At 64.2% G+C, this 17288-nt stretch carries 12 protein-coding genes and 1 pseudogene; 5 read left to right on the top strand and 8 right to left on the bottom strand.

Features of this window, described 5'->3' with window-relative positions; genetic code table 11:
* Positions 1-28: 28 nt before the first annotated feature.
* Positions 29-280, bottom strand: a complete 252-nt coding sequence (locus tag D8W71_RS13635) for a modification methylase HgiDII (protein ID WP_121114127.1) — start codon at positions 278-280, stop codon at positions 29-31.
* Positions 281-365: 85 nt separating this feature from the next.
* On the opposite strand from D8W71_RS13635, the gene D8W71_RS13630 reads away from it, so the two are divergent.
* Positions 366-4904, top strand: coding sequence for an ATP-dependent helicase (locus tag D8W71_RS13630; RefSeq protein ID WP_121114126.1), 4539 nt, complete (start codon positions 366-368; stop codon positions 4902-4904).
* A gap of 1 nt (position 4905) precedes the next feature.
* Positions 4906-5688 carry a DNA-formamidopyrimidine glycosylase family protein gene (locus D8W71_RS13625; protein WP_121114125.1) on the top strand — a complete coding sequence of 261 codons (783 nt, stop codon included), beginning with the start codon at positions 4906-4908 and terminating at the stop codon, positions 5686-5688.
* Positions 5689-5697: 9 nt separating this feature from the next.
* Here D8W71_RS13625 and D8W71_RS13620 read toward each other — a convergent pair whose 3' ends face one another.
* The 4 genes from D8W71_RS13620 to D8W71_RS13605 form a co-directional block, all read right to left on the bottom strand.
* A complete protein-coding gene (locus D8W71_RS13620; protein ID WP_153275385.1) occupies positions 5698-6183 on the bottom strand; it encodes a class I SAM-dependent methyltransferase in 486 nt (161 codons plus the stop codon).
* A gap of 110 nt (positions 6184-6293) precedes the next feature.
* The gene (gene glpD, locus D8W71_RS13615) at positions 6294-8042 is read right to left on the bottom strand and encodes a glycerol-3-phosphate dehydrogenase (protein WP_121119131.1); all 1749 of its coding nucleotides are present in this window, start codon (positions 8040-8042) and stop codon (positions 6294-6296) included.
* 136 nt (positions 8043-8178) lie between these two features.
* Positions 8179-9360 carry an aminotransferase-like domain-containing protein gene (locus D8W71_RS13610; protein ID WP_121114123.1) on the bottom strand — a complete coding sequence of 394 codons (1182 nt, stop codon included), beginning with the start codon at positions 9358-9360 and terminating at the stop codon, positions 8179-8181.
* Between the two features lie 157 nt (positions 9361-9517).
* A complete protein-coding gene (locus D8W71_RS13605; RefSeq protein ID WP_121114122.1) occupies positions 9518-10921 on the bottom strand; it encodes an NAD(P)H-quinone dehydrogenase in 1404 nt (467 codons plus the stop codon).
* A 162-nt stretch (positions 10922-11083) separates the two neighbouring features.
* Here D8W71_RS13605 and D8W71_RS13600 point away from each other — a divergent pair, with 162 nt between their 5' ends.
* The gene (locus D8W71_RS13600; RefSeq protein ID WP_121114121.1) at positions 11084-11548 is read left to right on the top strand and encodes a gamma-glutamylcyclotransferase; all 465 of its coding nucleotides are present in this window, start codon (positions 11084-11086) and stop codon (positions 11546-11548) included.
* Positions 11549-11607: 59 nt separating this feature from the next.
* Here D8W71_RS13600 and D8W71_RS13595 read toward each other — a convergent pair.
* The 3 genes and pseudogenes from D8W71_RS13595 to D8W71_RS13585 form a co-directional block, all read right to left on the bottom strand.
* Positions 11608-12770, bottom strand: a pseudogene (locus tag D8W71_RS13595) (M20 family metallopeptidase).
* Entirely contained in the window at positions 12767-13936 is a 1170-nt protein-coding gene (locus D8W71_RS13590; RefSeq protein ID WP_121114120.1) for a M20 family metallopeptidase, read from the bottom strand. The pseudogene D8W71_RS13595 and the gene D8W71_RS13590 overlap by 4 nt, the downstream one beginning before the upstream one ends.
* Positions 13937-13951: 15 nt before the next feature.
* On the bottom strand, positions 13952-14659 hold the full coding sequence (locus D8W71_RS13585) for an enoyl-CoA hydratase/isomerase family protein (RefSeq protein ID WP_121114119.1): 708 nt from the start codon (positions 14657-14659) through the stop codon (positions 13952-13954).
* A gap of 188 nt (positions 14660-14847) precedes the next feature.
* Here D8W71_RS13585 and D8W71_RS13580 point away from each other — a divergent pair, with 188 nt between their 5' ends.
* Together D8W71_RS13580 and D8W71_RS13575 are read left to right on the top strand one after the other, a co-directional pair.
* Positions 14848-15675 carry a purine-nucleoside phosphorylase gene (locus D8W71_RS13580; protein WP_121114118.1) on the top strand — a complete coding sequence of 276 codons (828 nt, stop codon included), beginning with the start codon at positions 14848-14850 and terminating at the stop codon, positions 15673-15675.
* Positions 15672-17273 carry a phospho-sugar mutase gene (locus tag D8W71_RS13575; RefSeq protein WP_121114117.1) on the top strand — a complete coding sequence of 534 codons (1602 nt, stop codon included), beginning with the start codon at positions 15672-15674 and terminating at the stop codon, positions 17271-17273. The genes D8W71_RS13580 and D8W71_RS13575 overlap by 4 nt, the downstream gene beginning before the upstream one ends.
* Positions 17274-17288: the final 15 nt, after the last annotated feature.

Raw genomic sequence — 17288 nt, 5'->3', positions numbered from 1 at the left:
TGATGCGAGAGCGGTGGATCTCGGGATGCTATCCGTACTCGGCGACGAGTCTGTCGAACTCCGCTCGGTCGACCAGCTGCGGCTCGCCGATAGCGAACGCCTGGGCGTACTTGCCTGCGAGGTGGTAGTCCCGGCCCATGGGACCGCGCTCGCCGTCGTCCTCGTCGTCCTGGATACTCGCACCAGGTGGGACCTCGTTCTGAAGGCCGTTCGTTTTTTCACCGAGCCGAGCGTCGAGCTTCGCGGCAATTTTCTGCATGATCTCTTGGTCGTCGGTCATCTGATGGCCCTACCCGATCTCTCCGTATTTCACACCCCACCGGCACCGGTGGTTGTGTGTCGGTGCCTCGGGGCATCATGGTCGGATGGCCCGAAGAAGTGGTACCGACGTCGACAACGCGGCTGCGCTGTCGAAATTCTCGGCATCCACCCAGGAATGGTTCACCGGGGCATTCCCCAGCCCCACCTCTGCGCAGGCGGGCGCGTGGAACGCCATCTCCAGCGGCAAGCACACCCTGGTGGTCGCTCCCACCGGTTCGGGTAAGACGCTGTCGGCGTTTCTGTGGTCGATCGATCAGTTGGCAAGCCGCGGCCCCGTCGAGGAGCGCAAGACGAAGGTTCTCTACATCTCCCCGCTCAAGGCGCTGGCAGTCGACGTCGAGCGCAACCTGAGGGCCCCACTCGTGGGCATCACTCAGACCGCCAAACGACTCGGGTTGGAACCGCCCGACATTTCCGTCGGTGTTCGCTCGGGCGACACAAGCCCGGCCGATCGACGATCGATGATCAAGACTCCCCCCGACATCCTCATCACGACGCCCGAGTCTCTGTTCTTGATGCTGACCTCCGCAGCGCGTGAATCTCTCGCCATCGTGGACACGGTCATCGTCGACGAAGTCCATGCCGTCGCAGGCACCAAGCGAGGCTCCCACCTCGCGCTGTCGCTCGAACGGCTCGATCTGATGCTTCAGAAGCCTGCGCAACGGATCGGCCTGTCCGCGACGGTTCGTCCGCATGAAGAAGTCGGACGGTTTCTCACCGGAGCAGCACCTATCGAGATCGTCGCGCCTCCAGCCCCCAAGACCTTCGATCTGACAGTGCAGGTCCCCGTCGAGGACATGACCGAACTCGGCGTCAAGGAGCCTGCCGACGGGTCGGCCTCTGCCGCGCCGCAACAAGGTTCCATCTGGCCGCACGTCGAAGAAAAGATCGTCGACCTCATCCTCGAGCACAAGTCGTGCATCGTCTTCGCGAACTCTCGCCGATTGTCGGAGCGGCTCACCGCCCGGCTCAACGAGGTGTACTCCGAGCGCCTCGGCGACGGGGTGGACACGACGCACGGACCTGCGTCGCTGATCGGCGCGTCGAGCGACGTCGGCCACGGCGCCGAGCCGCTACTCGCTCGCGCCCACCACGGCAGCGTCAGCAAGGATCAACGAGCTCTCATCGAGGACGACCTGAAGACAGGCAGACTCAGGTGCGTCGTTGCCACCAGCAGCCTCGAGCTGGGAATCGACATGGGCGCGGTCGATTTGGTTGTTCAGGTGGAGGCTCCGCCGTCCGTGGCAAGCGGACTGCAGCGCGTCGGCCGAGCAGGTCATCAGGTCGGCGAAATTTCCAAGGGCGTGCTGTTCCCCAAGCACCGCACAGATCTGATTCACTGCGCCGTCACGGTCGAGCGGATGACGACAGGCAAGATCGAAGCGATGTTCGTGCCTGCGAACCCACTGGACATCCTGGCTCAGCAGACCGTGGCCGCGTGCGCCCTCGAGCCGATCGACGCGCACGACTGGTTCGACGCCGTCCGCCGTACGGGCAGCTTCGCCACGCTCCCACGGTCTGCGTACGAATCGACACTCGACCTTCTGTCCGGACGCTATCCGTCCGACGAGTTCGCAGAACTACGCCCACGCCTCGTGTGGGACCGCGACGCCAATACCTTGACCGGTCGTCCCGGAGCGCAGCGCCTCGCCGTCACCTCGGGCGGTGCCATTCCGGACCGTGGCCTGTTCACCGTGTACATGGTCGGCGAAAAAGCTTCTCGTGTAGGTGAGCTCGACGAGGAAATGGTGTACGAGTCGCGCGTCGGCGATGTGTTCGCGCTCGGTGCTACCAGCTGGCGAATCGAGGAGATCACTCACGACCGTGTCCTCGTCAGCCCCGCGTACGGACAGCCGGGCAGACTGCCTTTCTGGCACGGCGACGGGCTCGGCCGGCCGGCCGAACTCGGGCGAGCGCTCGGCGAATTTCTGCGAAGCACGTCGGAGCGAGAAGCACTGGCGGACAGACTGTCAAGCGACGGTCTGGACGCCAATGCCGTCACCAACTTGATCGCGCTTCTCGATGAGCAGAACACTGCAACCGGACAGCTACCCACCGACCGGACGATGATCGTCGAACGATTCCGCGACGAACTCGGCGACTGGCGCCTGGTGCTGCACTCGACCTACGGCCAGCAAGTACACGCTCCGTGGGCGCTGGCCATCGGGGCCAGGTTGATCGAGCGGTACGGAATCGACGCAGCCCCCACCGCATCCGACGACGGAATCATCGTCCGACTCCCCGACACCGAAGATCGGCCTCCCGGTGCGGATCTGTTCGTGTTCGAGACGGACGAGATCGCGGACATCGTCACCGAGCAAGTGGGCGGGTCCGCCTTGTTCGCCTCGCGGTTCCGCGAATGCGCCGCGCGCGCACTGCTTCTCCCCCGTCGCAACCCCGGCAAGCGCGCGCCGCTCTGGCAGCAGCGACAGCGTTCGGCACAACTGCTCGACGTCGCACGGAAATACCCGACGTTCCCGATCCTGCTCGAGACCGTCCGCGAGTGCCTGCAGGATGTCTACGACCTTCCGGCGCTCGAGGAGATTCTCGCGCAGATCGGGCGCCGACAGATCCGCATAGTCGAGGTCGAGACCCCGTCGCCGTCGCCTTTCGCGAACTCGCTGCTGTTCAGCTACGTCGGTGCGTTCATGTACGAGGGCGACAGCCCCCTCGCGGAGCGTCGCGCCCAGGCCCTGTCCCTCGACTCGACTCTGCTGGCCGAACTTCTCGGCCGAGTAGAGCTTCGCGAACTGCTGGATCAGTCCATCATCGAGACCACCGAACTCGAACTTCAGCGACTTGCCACCGACCGCCACGCCAAGGACATCGAAGGTGTCGCGGATTTACTTCGCATGCTCGGACCGTTGACCGCCGAAGAAGTGGCGGCCCGAACCGATGGCGAGGAGTCCGGACTGTGGCTCAGCGAATTGGCTACCGCCCGCAGGGCTTTGGAGGTCAGCTTCGCAGGGTCGACGTGGTGGGCCGCAATCGAGGACGCAAGTCGGCTTCGCGACGCCTTGGGCGTCCCCCTACCCATCGGCACTCCCGCAGCCTTCATCGAACCGGTCGACGATCCCCTGACCGACCTGGTCAGCCGGTACGCACGCACCCACGGTCCGTTCTCGGTAGCCGATCTTGCTACCCGTTTCGGTCTGGGAACGGCGGTGGCTCGGAGCGCGCTCGCCGCTCTCGGCGCTGACAAGCGCGTCGTCGAGGGAGAGTTCCGACCGGAGAAGACCGGCAGCGAATGGTGCGACGCCGAAGTACTCCGTCGACTTCGGCGTCGATCCCTCGCCGCGGCCAGACACGAGATCGAACCGGTGGCCACCGCGACGCTCGGTCGATTCCTCCCTGCGTGGCAGCACGTCGACAGCCGCCAGCTCAGTGGGATCGACGGGGTCGCCACCATCGTCGAACAACTCTCGGGCGTTCCGATACCGGCATCGGCGTGGGAGCCGCTCGTTCTGGCATCGAGGGTGCGCAACTACTCGCCGGCGATGCTCGACGAACTGACCTCCACCGGCGAGGTCATGTGGTCCGGACACGGGTCCATCACGTCCAAAGACGGCTGGGTGTGCTTGCACATGGCCGACACTGCACCGCTGACACTCGCTCCTCCCGCAGAATCGGATCTGTCCGAACTACAACTCCGCGTGCTCGACGCAGTATCCGCGGGCGGGGCGTACTTCTTCCGGCAGCTGTCCGACACCGTAGGCAGCACCGACGACGACAGTTTGCATGCTGCGCTGTGGGAGCTGGTGTGGGCCGGGCGGCTCAGCAACGACACCTTTGCGCCGTTGCGCGCGCTGCTCAACGCAACCACGCGATCGGCCCCGAGCCATCGCGCGCCTCGCAGAACACCTCGGCTGAGGTCGTACCGCAGATTCGAACGCCCAACCCTGCCTACCCGCACCGGTCCGCCGACTGCAGGTGGACGGTGGTCCAGGCTGCCCGACCTCGAACCGGACGCCACTGTCCGCGCACATGCCACCGCCGACGTTCTGCTCGAACGCTACGGCGTGGTGACACGTGGCGCGGTCATGAACGAGGGTGTGCCAGGCGGATTCGCGACGATGTACAAGGTGCTCACCACCTTCGAGGACTCGGGCCGAAGCAGACGCGGATACTTCGTGGATTCCCTCGGCGGCGCCCAGTTCTCCACCTCCGAGGTGGTGGACCGTCTGCGCACGTACGAGGAGAGGGAAAAGACGGGCGCCGTCGTCATGGCAGCCTGCGATCCTGCCAATCCCTATGGTGCAGCGCTGAATTGGCCGAAGCGAGTGACCGAGGACGAGATCAAACATCGACCCGGCCGAAAAGCGGGCGCCCTTGTCGTACTGCACGAAGGCGAACTCGCAATGTATGTGGAGCGTGGAGGTAAGACCGTGCTCACTTTCTCGGACGACGATGCTGTCACGTCCACCGCGGCTCACGCGCTCGCCGCCACCGTCAAACGGGGCGGCGTGGACAAATTGCTCGTCGAACGAGTCGACGGAAACGACATTCATGGGACTGCATTCTCCAAGGTGCTGACGGAAGCCGGGTTCTCCGCCACTCCGCGCGGCCTGAGATTGAGGAGTTGACGTGCCCGAGGGCGATACCGTGTACCGGGCGGCGAACGTACTACGCGCGGCGCTCGAAGGCAAGGTTCTGACCGGCTGCGATATACGCGTACCCCGCTATGCCACAGTAGATTTCACCGGCCACACTGTGGAGGCGGTTCTGTCCCGCGGCAAACATTTGCTGATCAGGGTAGGTGGCTACTCGATCCATTCTCATCTCAAGATGGAGGGCACCTGGCAGGTCTACCCACGCGGCGGCAAGTGGAGGAAGCCCACATTCCAGGCGCGAGCAATCCTGACTACCGAGGATTCCCAGGCCGTCGGATTCGAGCTGGGCGTCCTCGAGATCGTCGCCGATGAGGACGACGCCGTCGGCTATCTCGGACCCGACCTCCTGGGCCCGGACTGGGACGCGGCGAAGGCTGTCGAAAACGTGAACGCCGACCTTGATCGGCCCATCGGACTCGCTCTCCTGGATCAGCGCAATCTCGCGGGCCTGGGGAACGTCTACCGCAACGAAATTTGCTTTCTCCGCGGCATCGATCCGCGCACGCCGGTCAAGGATGCAGGCAACATAGCCAAGGTCGTCGACCTGTCGTACCGCACCATCGTCGCCAACAAGGACCGAAGCCAGCGGGTTACCACCGGTGACCGTCGAGCCGGTAGGCACTTCTGGGTGTACGGGCGCGAGAACAAGCCGTGCAGGCGCTGCGGCACAACTGTCGAGTTCGGTCTGCTGGGCGACAACCCGCTGGAAGAGAGACAGATTTACTACTGCCCCTATTGCCAGCCTGGTCCCAGCTGACGCCCGAAGTCACGTCGCAAGCACGAAGAGCCACTGCTGGGTTCCGGGTTCACCGACGCGCTCCAACGACGTCACAGTCCATCCGGCGCTCTCGACTGCCTCGCGCACAGCCTGCTCGCGCCAGTAGGTGAAATGCCTGGGCAGGTCGAGTTTCGCGGTGCTCCATTCCTCACCGTCGCCTTCTTTGACGGTGAATGCCAGTACACGAGATGCACTTCTGGCGCGCTCGAGCACGTCGAAGAACTCGTCTCGCGTCAGATGCAGGAGAACTGCGTTGGCGAAAATGCCACCGTACGGCCCGCCCAGGTCGTCCGTGACGACATTCAGCCGGCGCGCAGCGTAACCATCCGCACGCATCCTGTCGACGAATGCGGCAGTCGCATCGCTTCTCTCGACCTGTAACCCCAATCCGTCGAGATACACCGCATCCCAGCCCGGGCCACTGCCGATCTCGAGGACACGGCCAATCCGTACGGCCGACGCGAACTCGGTCATGAACACCTCGAGTTCCGGGCGAGTTCGTTCCGTCCGTTCGATGTAGAGGGCGGCGGCGCTTTCGTATGTCGCCAGCGTCCTGTCTTCTTCGCCGACTTCCCCGTTCGGCACTAGTCGCGAACGGGTGGCATCGACACGCTGACGGGCTCGAGGATCTCCTGACGTGCTTCGGGGGCGACGACACGCAAAGCATCGGCCGATTCGTCGTCGGGCTGCATCTGCGATTTGATCTCTGCCTCCACACGTGCGTTGTACGTGTCCACCTCCCGGTCGACCATCGCGGAATCCCAACCGAGAACCGGGGCCACGAGCGCGGCCACCTGGCCTGCGCAATTGACGCCACGGTGCGAGTACTCGATCGAAATGCGGGTGCGACGCGACAGAATGTCCTCGAGATGGAGCGCTCCCTCCGCAGCAGCCGCGTACACGGCTTCGACCTGCAAGTAACTCGGGGCGTCCGTGATCGGCTGCAACAACTCGGGCTTGTCCTTCGCCAACTCCAGAACCTCGTCGATCAGCGAGCCGTACCGATCGAGGAGGTGCGTAACGCGATACGGGTGGAGCCCGTGCACCTCGGCGAGGTGATGTGCCTGGTTCACAAGCGCGAAGTAGCCATCGGCGCCGACCAGCGGTACCTTCTCGGTGATCGACGACGCCACCCTCGCGGGGATGTCCTCCGCAGCGAGGTCGACTGCATCCTCGGCCATCACGCGGTACGTGGTGTACTTCCCACCCGCGATGGCCACGAGACCGGGCGCCACCCTCGCGACGGCATGCTCGCGGGACAACTTCGAGGTTTCGTCGCTCTCCCCCGCGAGGAGGGGACGAAGTCCCGCGTAGACACCATCGATGTCCTCATGGGTCAGTGGCGTCACCAGAACGGTGTTGACCTCGCTCAGGATGTAGTCGATATCGGCCTTGGTTGCTGCCGGATGTGCGAGATCGAGCTTCCAATCGGTATCGGTGGTGCCGATGATCCAATGTGCACCCCACGGAATGATGAACAGCACCGACTTCTCGGTTCGGAGAATGATCGCTGCTTCACTGACGATGCGGTCGCGTGGAACGACGATGTGCACGCCTTTGGACGCCCGAACGCGGAAACGACCGCGCTGGGACGACAACGCCTGAATCTCGTCCGTCCACACGCCGGTCGCATTGATGACGACATGCCCGCGCACCTCCGTCGTCGCACCGTTCTCCGAATCACGCACGCGCACACCGGACACGCGGTCCGCCTCGCGTAGGAATCCGACCACCTGGGTCGACGTTCTCACCACTGCACCGTAATGCGCCGCAGTTCTGGCGACACTCATCGTGTGCCGGGCATCGTCGACGACGGTGTCGTAGTACCGAATTCCGCCGATCAGGGACTTGCGTTTGAGACCGGGCGACATACGCAACGCGCCCGACCGGGTGAGATGTTTCTGCGCGGGTACCGACTTGGCGCCGCCCATGGTGTCGTACAAGAAGATCCCAGCAGCTATGTACGGGCGCTCCCATACGCGATGGGTCAGCGGGAACAGAAATTTAAGCGGTTTGACCAAGTGCGGCGCGAGCGTGGACAACGACAGCTCACGTTCGTGCAGAGCCTCGCGCACCAACCCGAATTCGAGTTGCTCCAGATACCTGAGGCCGCCGTGAAACATCTTCGACGACCGACTCGACGTGCCGGACGCAAAATCCCGGGCTTCGACGAGCGCAACCTTGAGACCACGAGTCGCAGCGTCGAGTGCGGCGCCGGCACCGACGACACCGCCACCGACCACGACGACGTCGAACTGCTCGGATCCGAGCTTCTCCCACGCCTCGTCGCGCGCCTTCGGGCCAAGGAATGTGGTGTTCGATCGGTTGCTCAAGTGCTCGCTCCCCACGTGAATGGACTGAAGACAAAAGTTTCGGTGCCGAAACAAGGCTACCGTTCAAGCCGAGTACCCGCCCGTGCATCAGCCCTGGTGTGTGGGAGAGCACGTGACCTCCGACACCCTGACACGCTCACGACAGCGCGTGAGCCGCCTTCAGCCTTCGCACAGCTTCGTGCAGCACCGGGGCGGGCGAGCTGGTGAAACACAGACGGAAAGCGCCCCGATACGCCACGTCGTCCGCGAACGCCTTGCCTGGCACGAACGCGACGCCGTGGTCGATGGCCGAGGCCAACAACGCCGTCGTGTCGGTACCGTCGTGGAAATTCGCCCAGACGAACATACCGCCGTGTGCAGGCGACACCGACAGCGCGCCACCCATCTCGAACTGAAGCGCTCGAACCAATTCCATTGCACGGGAATGATATTCGGTCCTCAATGAAGTCAGATGCCGCTCGAGCCAGGCTGTGTCGGTCAGCAGATGTGCGGCCATCTGCTGAGTCAGCGAAGACCCGCACAGATCTGCACCCTGCTTGAGCAGCTCGACGGCGTCACACACCTGCTTCGGCGCAACCATCCACCCCACACGAAATGCCGGAGCCAGAATCTTCGACGCGCTCGACAACCGCACAACACGGTCGGAGTACGACGCGATCGGTGCCGGGGGCGGGGTGTCGAACCAGATTTCGCCGTAGGGATCGTCCTCGAGTATCCAGAATCCGTATTCATCCGCGAGTTCGGCCAGGTGACGACGTTTCGGCGTAGACATCGTCACACCCCGGGGATTGTGGAAATTGCTCACCGTGTGCACCAGCGCGGGCCGCAGTCCGGCGGCGAGCCGTCGCGCAAGTTCGTCGGTGTCCATCCCGTCTTCACCGATGGGGATTGCTCGAATATCGGCACCTGCGATCGAGAACACCTGCAGTGCACCGGTATACGCGGGCTCGTCGACCACGACGATCGAACCCGGATCGAGCAATGCCTGCGCCACGAGAGTCAGCGCCTGCTGAGATCCGTGGGTGATCACCACTTCGGCTGCGTCGACCGGGCGGCCGATGATGTTGGCTTCGCGTTCGGCGACGACGTCACGCAGTTCGCGCCAACCCGAGGTCTCGCAATACTGCACAGCCGATGAACTTTCGAGGACATCGACCGCAGCGGCTCTGATCCGCGTGGTCGGAATCAGTTCCGTTGCAGGCAGACCTCCCGCCAGGCTGATGACATCAGCGCGCGCCGTGAGGGCGAGAAGGTCCCGAATTGCGGAACTCTGCACCGAGTCGAGTCGGCGAGCCAGAGTAGGAAGTGAAGTAGTCATGATCGATGCTCCCGGCGTCGAGAAACGGATGTGAAATACCCGAGGATCGACTGGGGCGTGAAGTGAGCCGGATGGTGGTCGGCTCACTCCACTGTGTCATGACAATTCAAAATATGAAACCGTTGTCCCATCTGGTGAGACAGCGCGGTTCCGCGGCTCAGTCGAGGTCGTCGTGGCGCATGAGCTGGCGCGCAGCTTCGGTGATGGACCCCGTCAGCGACGGGTACACCGAGAACGTCGCTGCAAGATCGTTCACCGAGAGGTTGTTCTGCACCGCCATTGCGATCGGCAGGATAAGTTCCGATGCCGTCGGCGCAACGACCACGCCGCCGATGACGACGCCGGTCGCCGGACGGCAGAAGATCTTGACGAAACCGCGCTTGAGCCCCGACATCTTGGCGCGCGGGTTGGTGCTGAGCGGAAGCATCACAGTTCGAGCAGGCACCTCGCCGTTGTCGATCGCCGACTGGGCGACGCCCACCGAGGCGATCTCCGGCCGCGTGAACACTGCCGATGCGACGGTCTTGAGTTTGATCGGCGTAACCGCTTGTCCGAGTGCGTGATACATCGCTATACGCCCCTGCATCGCGGCTACCGACGCAAGCGGGAGCAGGCCGGTGCAGTCACCAGCCGCGTAGATCCCTGCAACCGATGTACGCGAGACGCGGTCCACCCGAAGGTAGCCGCCGCGATCGAGTTCGATGCCGACCTTTTCCAGGCCCAGGCCCGACGTGTTCGGCACGGAACCGACCGTCATCAACGCGTGGCTTCCCTCGACGGTTCGTCCGTCGGCGAGTTTGACGATCACCCCGGTTTCGGTCCGCTCCACCGAGTCCGCGCGCGCGTGCTTGACGAGCGTCACGCCGCGCTCGTTGAACGCATCTTCCAGCACGAGTGCGGCGTCCTCGTCCTCGTGAGGCAGAACGCGATCACGACTCGAGACCGCGGTGACCTTCACGCCCATCTCGGTGTAGGCGGACACGAACTCGGCGCCGGTGACACCGGATCCGACGACAACCAGATGCTCGGGCAATGCCTCCAGGTCGTAGAGCTGGCGCCAGTTGAGGATGCGCTCGCCGTCGGGCTCGGCACCGGTGAGGACGCGTGGACTCGCGCCTGTCGAGATGAGCACGACATCGGCGTCGAGAATTCGCGTCGATCCGTCGGCGAGTGTCGCGCGGATTTGATGCGCGGCCATACCCACCTGCGAATCGATCATTTCGGCGCGACCCGAGATGAGTTCGACCCCCACCGAACGCACTCGTGCCGCGATGTCGGCGGACTGAGCCTGCGCCAGCGACTTCACTCGCTCGTGGATCTGAGGCAGTGCGATTGCTGCCTTCGACGGGTCGAGGGAGATCCCCAGGTCGTTCGCGCGACGCATTTCCGTCCTGATGCCCGTCGACGCAATGAACGTCTTGGACGGAACACAGTCCCACAGGACGCAGGCGCCACCGATTCCCTCGGAGTCGACGAGTGTCACCGTTCCCCCGTGCTGCGCCGCCACCAGTGCTGCCTCGTACCCAGCAGGTCCGCCACCGATGATCACGATCCGCGTCATTGATCCTCTTTCGAATTGGGGGAGATTTCTGCCTCTACGCTATTCCAGTGACGCCCGTCATGCAGCGGTAAGGCTTACTTCACTTGACCCCGACCAGCGGCAATACCCTTGACGGGGGTTGCCCCGCGACCACCGATGTCCCGACGGTTTAGGCTTGCCGACGTGCCAATCTATGCCGCCTACGGATCGAACATGCATCCGGAGCAGATGTTGCAGCGTTGTCCGCACTCCCCCCTGTCCGGAACAGGATGGTTGCACGGGTGGCGGTTGACGTTCGGCGGCGGCGACATCGGCTGGGAGGGCGCACTCGCAACGGTCGCTCCTGACCAGGACGAGAAGGTTTTCGTCGTCCTGTACGACGTGTCCGAGGAAGACGAGGAGAGCCTCGACCGCTGGGAGGGGTCCGAACTCGGCATCCACCGCAAGGTCAGGCTCCGCATCGAGACCGCCGACGGACCGGTTCTGGCCTGGCTGTACGTGCTCGACGCCTACGAGGGCGGCCTACCTTCGGCGCGCTACCTCGGCGTCATGGCCGAGGCCGCAGAAATTGCGGGCGCTCCTGCGGAGTACGTCCGCGATCTGCGCACCCGCAACAGCCGCAACGTGGGGCCTGGCACCACCAGCTGATCTGTGAACGGAAATACATAGTGGACTCTGTATTTCCGTTCACGTGCGACGCAGTCGGCTTAGTTCGGTTCGAGCGCGATGCTTGTCATCACCTTGACGCCGACGGCAAGCGCGCGTTCGTCGAGGTCGAACGTGGGTTGATGAATGTCGAGCTGCGGACCCGTGCCCGACCAGACGCCCAACCTTGCCATCGCACCCGGGATGTCCTCCAGGTACCAGGAGAAATCCTCCCCGCCGCCCGACTGGGCAGTATCGGCAAGCGCAGCCGGGCCTACGCGTCGGATCGCGTTCTCGAAGGTTCTCGTCACCGCGGCGCCGTTGACCACGGGCGGAACCCCGCGCTTGTAGTTCAGTTCGAAACGCACACCCGTCGGCGCCAGAAGTCCGGTGACGATGTCCTCGACCATCGGTTCCAGCAACGCCCATGTCTCGTGATCACCGGTGCGTACCGTTCCCGTCAGCATCCCGGTCTGCGGAATCGCATTGGGGGCCTGTCCTGCCACAACCGCTCCCCACACCATGACGGTACTGGTGCGAGGGTCGATTCGGCGGCTGAGCATGCCGGGTAGTCCGGTGATGACAGTGCCCAACGCGTAGACGAGATCCGTCGTCAGATGGGGGCGCGAGGTATGGCCTCCGGGTGAATCGAGGCGTAGCTCCACCGTGTCCGCCGCCGAAGTGATCGCGCCGACGCGCACGCCGACCTTCCCGACCTCCAGTCGTGGATCACAGTGCAGCGCAAAGATCTTCGTGACATCGTCGAGTCCGCCTGCGGCCACGACGTCCAGCGCTCCACCGGGCATCACCTCCTCGGCAGGCTGGAAGATCAGCCGAATTCCGAAAGGCAGATCAGGCAACGACGACAACGCAAGCGCGGTGCCCAACAGCACCGTGGTGTGTGCGTCGTGCCCACATGCATGCGAGACGCCGGGGACCGTCGAGCTGTACGTTGCGCCCGTGAACTCCTGCAGCGGAAGCGCATCCATGTCGGCGCGAAGCGCGACACGAGGGCCACTCGGACCCATGTCGCAGATCAGGCCGGTACCTCCAGGCAGCAGCTTGGGGGTCAGCCCGCCGCTTCGAGCGTTTCCATGACGAACGACGTGGTGGCGAATTCCTGTCGAGCCAACTCGGGGTTGGCGTGAATGTGCCTTCGCCACTGCGACAGATCGTCGGTGTGGTCGAGAATCCACTTGTCGACGAGCGCGAACCTGTCGATCATCGCGCAGACCGAGCTTGGACGCCCTCGAGCAGGCGAGATCTGACGTCGGTGTCCTGTGACGCCGCTGCGGCCGTTCTTGCGAGCAGCCGGGCGCCGTCGAGAACCGCAGTGTCCGCGGATGCGGTGACGCACGCGGCCGCGAATTCGGGCTGATGCGTCACGGCGCCGGACGAATCCAAGCCGATGACGGGATGGATTCCCGGAAGTACATTCGTCACGTTTCCCATGTCGGTGCTGCCCAGAGGGCGAAATCCTTCCAGTTCAGGTGCAAGTGGTGTACGTCCGATCGCTTCGGCTTCACGCCTGAACTGCGCAACCAGCCAGGGATCGGGCGTCAGTTCTGCGTATGTCGGTGAGATGGTACGGATCTCGTGCGTACAACCCGTTGCGAGCGCGCCTGCGTCGAAACATCGATACGCCTTCTCTGTCAACGCAGCCAAGGACTCCGAGGTGTGCGCGCGAAGGTAGTAGAGAAGTTCGGAGTGGCCCGGAACGATATTGGGCGCGAGGCCGCCGTCGCTGACGATGCCGTGGAGCTGCTGACCCGGCGCAAGATGCTGTCGCAGCAACCCGATCGCGACCTGGCTGACAGTGAGCGCATCACCCGCGTTGATTCCCCACTCCGGCGCGGCCGACGCATGGGCCGCACGACCGGTGAAACGAACAGCTATATCGGAAAGAGCCAGCGACGTCGCGCCGACGATGTCGAAGGGGCCTGGATGGACCATCAATGCCGCGGCAACTCCGTCGAACACTCCGCGTTCGAGCATCAGCACCTTGCCGCCGCCGCTCTCCTCGGCCGGAGTGCCGAGCACCCGAATTGTGATGCCGAGTTTTTCGGCGAACGGCGCAAGCGCGATCGCAGCACCGACGGCCGACGCCGCGATGATGTTGTGGCCACATGCGTGGCCGATCTCGGGGAGCGCGTCGTACTCCGCGCAGATGCCGATGGTCAATTCACCTGACCCATAGCTCGCAGTGAACGCGGTCGGGATGTCTGCGACACCGGAATCGATCTCGAAGCCGTGTGAGGCGAGAACCTCGCAGACCTTTGCCGCGCTGCGATACTCCTCGAACGCCAACTCCGGCTCCGAATGAATCGAATGCGACAGCGCGATCAGCTCTGGTGCGGCCCTGCGCACACCGGCATCGGTCTCATCGATCACCGCACCAGTCTGTCACTACTGGTTTCCGAAGCTGAAGTTGCTCTCGCCCGTTGGAATGTTCAGTGCAGCGAGTACGTCCGTGTGGATCCCCGCTTTGATGCCGGCAAGGTTCTTTCCGCGCGTGCTGGTGAGCGCCGCTGCGCGCTCCACAGCCGAGGTGAGCACCTGATCTTCGGCCACTGCGACATCTGCGATCCCGGACGCGACGGCGTCGACGCCTCCGTACCGGCGTCCCGTCGTCATCGCTTCGACGGCCGTCTGCTTGGGCAACCGGCCGGTGACCAACGCCGACATGCCCACCGTGAAGGGCATGTTCAGGTTGACCTCGGGCAGACAGTAGAACCCACGATCGGCACGTACGACTCGGAAGTCGTGCGCGGTGGCCAGCATGGCACCAGCACCGAACGCATGCCCCTGCACCGCAGCAATCGTCGCCATCGGGAACGCGAGGAGACGCGTGTACAGCGTGTGGACGCGGTCGAGGTACCACGTGACGTTGTCGAGGTTGGCGAACAGCCAATCGGTATCGAGTCCGTTGGTGAAGAACTTGCCGGTCGCGGTGGTCACCAGCGCGGCTGGTCCGTCGATTGCTTCGACCTCGTCCAGGAGCGCATGGATCTTCTCGATCCAGTCGGGGTGGAATCGGTTCTCGACGTTCTCGGCACCGTCCTTGTCGCCGAGGAAGAGAATGTGGACGTCACCGTTGCGCTCCAGATATGGCATGAGCGAATACTACCCGGCAGTAACTTGAGCGCTGCAGCGATATCGGTGGGCAGGACGCACCACTCGTTCTCTCTCGAGCGGGGGATCCCCCGCTCGAGAGAGGGTGATGGGTGCACTGTGCCCACACATCACCCGAGACGATGGCGGCCGGCGCCCGATGCGAGCGATCGATCTCCTAGGGTTGTCCCGTGGGAACTACAGACGCGCACGAAGCCGATCCGACTGTCGACCCGACGGGTGCCGCAGCGACGGCCGCCGCCGCCATCGCCGACGCGACAGGAGTCGCCGAACATTCGGTGGCCATCGTCCTCGGCTCGGGCTGGCAAGCTGCCGCCGATCGATTCGGCGAGCCGACAGCCACGATCCGCATGGCCGACCTCCCCGGGTTCGCACCTCCTTCGGCGTCGGGACACTCTGGCACCATCACGTCGGTGAACGTGGACGGCACCCACACCCTTCTCCTACAGGGCCGCACGCACGCCTACGAGGGTCACGAACTTCGGCGCGTCGTGCACCCCGTCCGCACCGCCATCGCGGCAGGATCGACCACCGTCGTCCTCACCAATGCAGCAGGCGGCATCCGTGAGGGTATGAGCGTCGGGCAACCCGTCCTCATCTCGGACCATCTGAACCTAACGGCGAGGTCGCCACTGATCGGCGCCGAATTCGTCGATCTGGTCGACGCGTATTCGACCGAACTCCGCGAACTAGCCCGAAGCATCGACCCGTCGCTCGAAGACGGTGTTTACGCAGGCCTTCCCGGCCCGCACTACGAGACTCCTGCCGAGATTCGGATGCTCCGCACGATCGGAGCCGACCTCGTCGGCATGTCGACGGTGCACGAAACCATCGCGGCACGAGCCCTCGGCGCACGTGTTCTCGGAGTGTCCCTGGTGACCAATCTTGCGGCGGGGATGACCGGTGAACACCTCGACCACAAGGAAGTTCTCGAAGCGGGCAAGGCATCGGCATCGAGGATGGGTGAGCTGCTGTTTCAATTGGTGACGCAGCTGTGAGCTCGGAACTCGCCGCACAGGTCGCGGCCTGGATCGACGCTGATCCCGACCCGTCGACCCGTGAGGAACTGACCGAACTGACCGATGCCGAACTGGCAGAACGCTTCCGCGCTCCGCTGAGTTTCGGAACCGCAGGACTTCGCGGTGAAGTTCGCGGCGGACCGAACGGCATGAACGTCGCTGTCGTCGTACGAACGTCCGCGGGAATCGGTGCGTGGTTAAAAGAGCAGGGCCACGACGGATCGACGGTGGTCGTCGGGCGCGACGCCAGGCACGGTTCCGAAGCGTTTGCGACAGCCGCCTCCGAAACATTTGCAGCCCAGGGCTTTACGGTGATCCTACTTCCCCGGCCGCTCCCGACACCCGTCCTGGCGTTCGCCGTGCGCGCGCTCGACTCCGAGCTCGGAGTGCAGATCACTGCTTCTCACAACCCCGCCGCCGACAACGGCTACAAGGTCTATCTCAGGGGCGGAGCGCAGCTGATTCCTCCTGCCGACGGGCAGATCGAAGCCGAGATTGCCGCTGTCGGACGCGCCATCGACGTACCCCGAGCGCTCGTGGCCCCCGGCGGATCGGATGTGACCGCCCGCTACCTCGACACCCTCCCCCACCTCGTACGGTCCAGCAGCAGAAATATCCGCATCGCGTTGACGCCCATGCATGGCGTCGGAGGCGAAATCGCCTGTACCGCGTTGGGGGGACTCGGATTTCGTGACGTACACGTCGTGACAAGCCAATTCGATCCCGACCCCGAGTTTCCGACCGTCGCATTCCCCAACCCGGAAGAACCAGGAGCATCCGACGCGCTTCTCGCTCTGGCCGATGAGGTCGACGCCGATCTCGCGATAGCGCTCGATCCCGATGCGGACCGGTGTGCGATCGGCGCGCGCGGGCCGCTGGGTTGGCGCATGCTCAGCGGCGATGAAACCGGCGCTCTTCTCGCCGATCACATCCTGAAGTCTGCCCCACCGGATTCGTTGGTGGCCAACACGATCGTCTCGTCTCAGCTGCTGTCGGCGTTGGCCCCCGCACGTGGTGCGCGGTACGCCCGGACGTTGACCGGATTCAAATGGCTCGTGCGCGCTGGAAACGGCCTGGTCTACGCCTACGAGGAAGCGATCGGCCACTGCGTCGACCCGTCCTCGGTCAACGACAAGGACGGGATCTCGGCGGCAGTGATGCTGGCCGACCTTGCCGCGACGCTGAAATCCGAGGGCCGCACGGTTCTCGACGTACTGGACGCTCTGGCAGTCGAGTTCGGGGTGCACGCGGGCACCCAGGTATCCACCCGCGTGGACGATCTGAGCATGATCGAATCGATGATGGCACAGCTGCGTTCCGATCCCCCGGCCCAGCTGGCCGGTCGTCCGGTCACCGTCACCGACCTGCTCGAGGAACCGGGTCCGCTGCGCACCGACGCGGTCGAGCTTTCGGGCAACGGAATCCGGGTCATCGTACGACCGTCGGGAACCGAACCCAAGATGAAGGCGTACCTCGAGGTCATCGAGCCGACCGCGGACCTCGACGACCTCCCGAGGGCACGAGCCGCAGCCGAGACCACCCTGGAGGAGCTTCGAGTCTTCGCCCGCGGCCTGTAGTCCTGTTGTGAGCGG

The sequence above is a fragment of the Rhodococcus sp. P1Y genome (assembly GCF_003641205.1).
GTDB lineage: Bacteria > Actinomycetota > Actinomycetes > Mycobacteriales > Mycobacteriaceae > Rhodococcoides.
This window is presented reverse-complemented; position numbering and strand designations above follow the sequence as displayed.